This is a genomic window from bacterium (genome assembly GCA_035703895.1).
Lineage (GTDB): Bacteria > Sysuimicrobiota > Sysuimicrobiia > Sysuimicrobiales > Segetimicrobiaceae > Segetimicrobium.
The window spans coordinates 1-2960 of sequence record DASSXJ010000139.1 but is presented as its reverse complement, the minus strand read 5'-3'; the positions used below and the strand labels follow the sequence as shown (position 1 = coordinate 2960).

The 2960-nt window shown below is 66.8% G+C and carries 2 protein-coding genes; both read right to left on the bottom strand.

Annotated elements, in window-relative coordinates; all coding sequences use genetic code 11:
- Positions 1-1895 (bottom strand): molybdopterin cofactor-binding domain-containing protein (locus tag VFP86_09505; protein HET8999868.1); only part of this gene is annotated, 1895 nt, incomplete at its 3' end.
- A 17-nt stretch (positions 1896-1912) separates the two neighbouring features.
- The gene (locus tag VFP86_09500) at positions 1913-2410 is read right to left on the bottom strand and encodes a (2Fe-2S)-binding protein (GenBank protein HET8999867.1); all 498 of its coding nucleotides are present in this window, start codon (positions 2408-2410) and stop codon (positions 1913-1915) included.
- Between the last annotated feature and the right edge of the window lie 550 nt (positions 2411-2960).

The following is a 2960-nucleotide window of genomic DNA, read 5'->3' as shown; positions in this document are numbered from 1 at the left end:
GGATCGTAGAACGCCGACGCCTCCAGCGACGGCTCGACCCCCTGAGGAAGGTTCCACGCCAGGTACGCCTGCAGCGTGACTTCCTGGATGGTCTTCGCGCGGTCCGGGCTGCCGCGCACGGAGAACCGCCCCTGGTCGAAGGCGACGTCCTTTTCCGCAGCCTCGAGCATGTGCGCGGCGATCTTGGTGGCCTTCTCGATCACCCGACGCGCCGCCAGCGCGATCGCCGCGCCGCCGACGACCGTGGTGCGGCTCCCGTAGGTCCCCCACCCCATCGGGATCTGGGCGGTGTCCCCATGGACGACTTCGATGTCATCGATGGGGAGGCCCAGTTCGTCCGCGACGATCTGGGCGAACGTGGTTTCTTCCCCCTGGCCGTGCGGCGACGCCCCGGTGAACACCGTCGCCTTGCCCGTCGGGTGCATGCGGACGACGGCGCTCTCCCACAGCCCACCCTGGAACCCCACGGCCCCGGCCACGGCTGAGGGGCCCAGCCCGCAGATCTCAACGTAGGTGCTGAGCCCGACGCCCAAGTGCTTCCCGCCCTTCGGCCCCCGCTTCTGCTCATCCCGCAGTCGCGTGTAGTCCACCATGGCCAGGGCCTTGTCCAGGGCCGGACCGTAGTCCCCGCTGTCGTAGGCCAGTCCCTCGGCGGTTGTGTACGGGAACTTGTCCTTCGGAATGAAGTTCTTCCGGCGGATCTCAGCGGGATCCATCTTGAGCGTGCCCGCCACCAGGTCCACGATCCGCTCGATGAGGTAGGTCGCCTCCGGGCGGCCGGCCCCGCGGTAGGCATCGACCGGGGTGGTGTTGGTGAACACGCCGTACACGACGTATTCGATGTTGGGGATCGTATAGCATCCGGTCAGCATGAGGCCGTGCAGGATCGTCGGGACGCCCGGTGCGGCGGTGGAGAGGTAGGCACCGAGATTGGCCCACGTCTTGCCGCGCAGCGCCGTGACCATCCCGTCGCGCGTCGCGGCCACCTCCAGGTCGGTGATGTGGTCGCGGCCGTGGATGGTGCTCTGGTAGTTCTCGCGGCGATCCTCGGCCCACTTCACCGGACGTCCGATGGCCTTCGCGCAGAACGCGACGATGGCCTCGTCGGCATAGAACGGGATCTTGCTGCCGAACCCGCCACCGACCTCGGGGGCGATGATCCGCACCTTGTGCTCGGGGACACCGGTCACGACCGACATCAGAAAGCGGGCGATGTGCGGGTTCTGGGTCGTGTACCAGGCGGTCAACTCGCCCGAGCCGCTGTTGTACTGGGCGACGACGGCCCGGGTTTCAATCGCATTGGGGATCAGGCGCTGGTTGACGAACCGTTGAGAGACCACGATCCCGTCGCGCTCGGCCGCCTTGAACGCGGCGGCCGTCGCCTCCGCGTTGCCCACCCCCCACTTGAACGCCAGGTTGCTTGGCACGTCCGTGTGGATCTGGGGCGCCCCCCGCTCCATCGCCTTCTGCTGGTCCACCACCGCGGGAAGCGGCTCGTACTCGACCCGCACGAGGGCCGCGGCATCCCGCGCCGTGTACCGATCCTCCGCGACGACCACGGCCACGCCATCCCCGACGTACCGGACGGTATCCACGGCCAGCGCCGGGTGCGGCGGCGTCTTGAGGTCCGAGTTTGGAATGAGCCACGCGGTGGGGATAGGGTTGATCTTGCCCTGGAGATCCTTGCCCGTAAAGACCGCGACGACGCCCGGGTGACGGCGCGCCGCCTCGACATCGATGCGCTTGATCCGCGCGTGCGCGTGCGGGCTCCGAATGATCTGCGCGTGCACGAGCCCGGCCGGCTGAAGGTCGTCTGTGTAAGTGGCCTTCCCCGTGATCAGCCGGGGATCTTCACGGCGCTTGATCTTGGCCCCGAACAGTTTGCTGACGGCCATGGTTGTCTCCCCCGCCGCTATGCCGAGCGGCCGGCTTTGGTCCCCGCGCCCCGCATCTTGCGGGCCGCGTGCTGGATCGAGTTGACGATGTGCTGGTAGCCGGTGCATCGACAGAGGTTACCCTCGAGGCCCATCCGGATCTGCTCCTCGCTCGGATCGGGGGTCCGCTGCAGGAGGTCGAGGGCGGTCAACATCATCCCCGGGGTACAAAACCCGCACTGGAGGCCGTGCTCCTCCCAGAACCCTTCCTGGATCGGGTGGAGGTTACCGTCCTGCGCCAGGCCTTCGACGGTCGTCAACGAGGTCCCGTCGGCCTGGACCGCGAGCAGCGTGCAGGACTTGATCGCTTTCCCGTTCATGAGGATAGTACACGCCCCGCAGTTGCTGGTATCACACCCGACGTGCGTACCGGTGAGCCCGAGCACGTCCCGCAGCAAATGGACGAGCAGGAGCCTCGGCTCGACCTCCTGCGAGTGGACAACCCCATTGACGGTGACCTTGACCGGACGTTTCACCGATATGCCCCCTTTCCTATCGTGCCATCCACCAAACGCGGCGCCGGCACCCAACACACAGGCGGCCGGCGCTGTCCTCTCACCCTCTGCGGTCGATTGCGAGGAGCGGACACACGATCACCACCCTTAGAAACCCGGATGAGTCTTGTAGACGGGGCCCGGAAGATATCTGGTGGACTCGCAGGACTGCGGCTGCAACCGGAAGGGCCGGCGTCGCAACGCGTTGTGACTGCATTATATCGAACGGTCTTGCGGCGAAGCAATAGCCGTACCGGCTCGGCGCCGAACAGGGGGGATGCGCATCGATCGTGTGTTTGCGCGAGCGGGTCGACCGCCCGAGGGGGGTCGGGAACCATGCCGCGACCCATCCGTTGTACTATTATAGTGAGCGGACGAAAAAGGTCTCGAATGGCCAGGGGGGGATGGATGTGGCTCGATACACGAGATATCTGGCAGCGCTGGTGGCCGTCCTGGTCGTGGGGACGCTCGCCTGGGGCATCAGCGGGCCGGCGAACGGGGAGGGGATTCTCAAGATCGGAGCGCCGCTGGC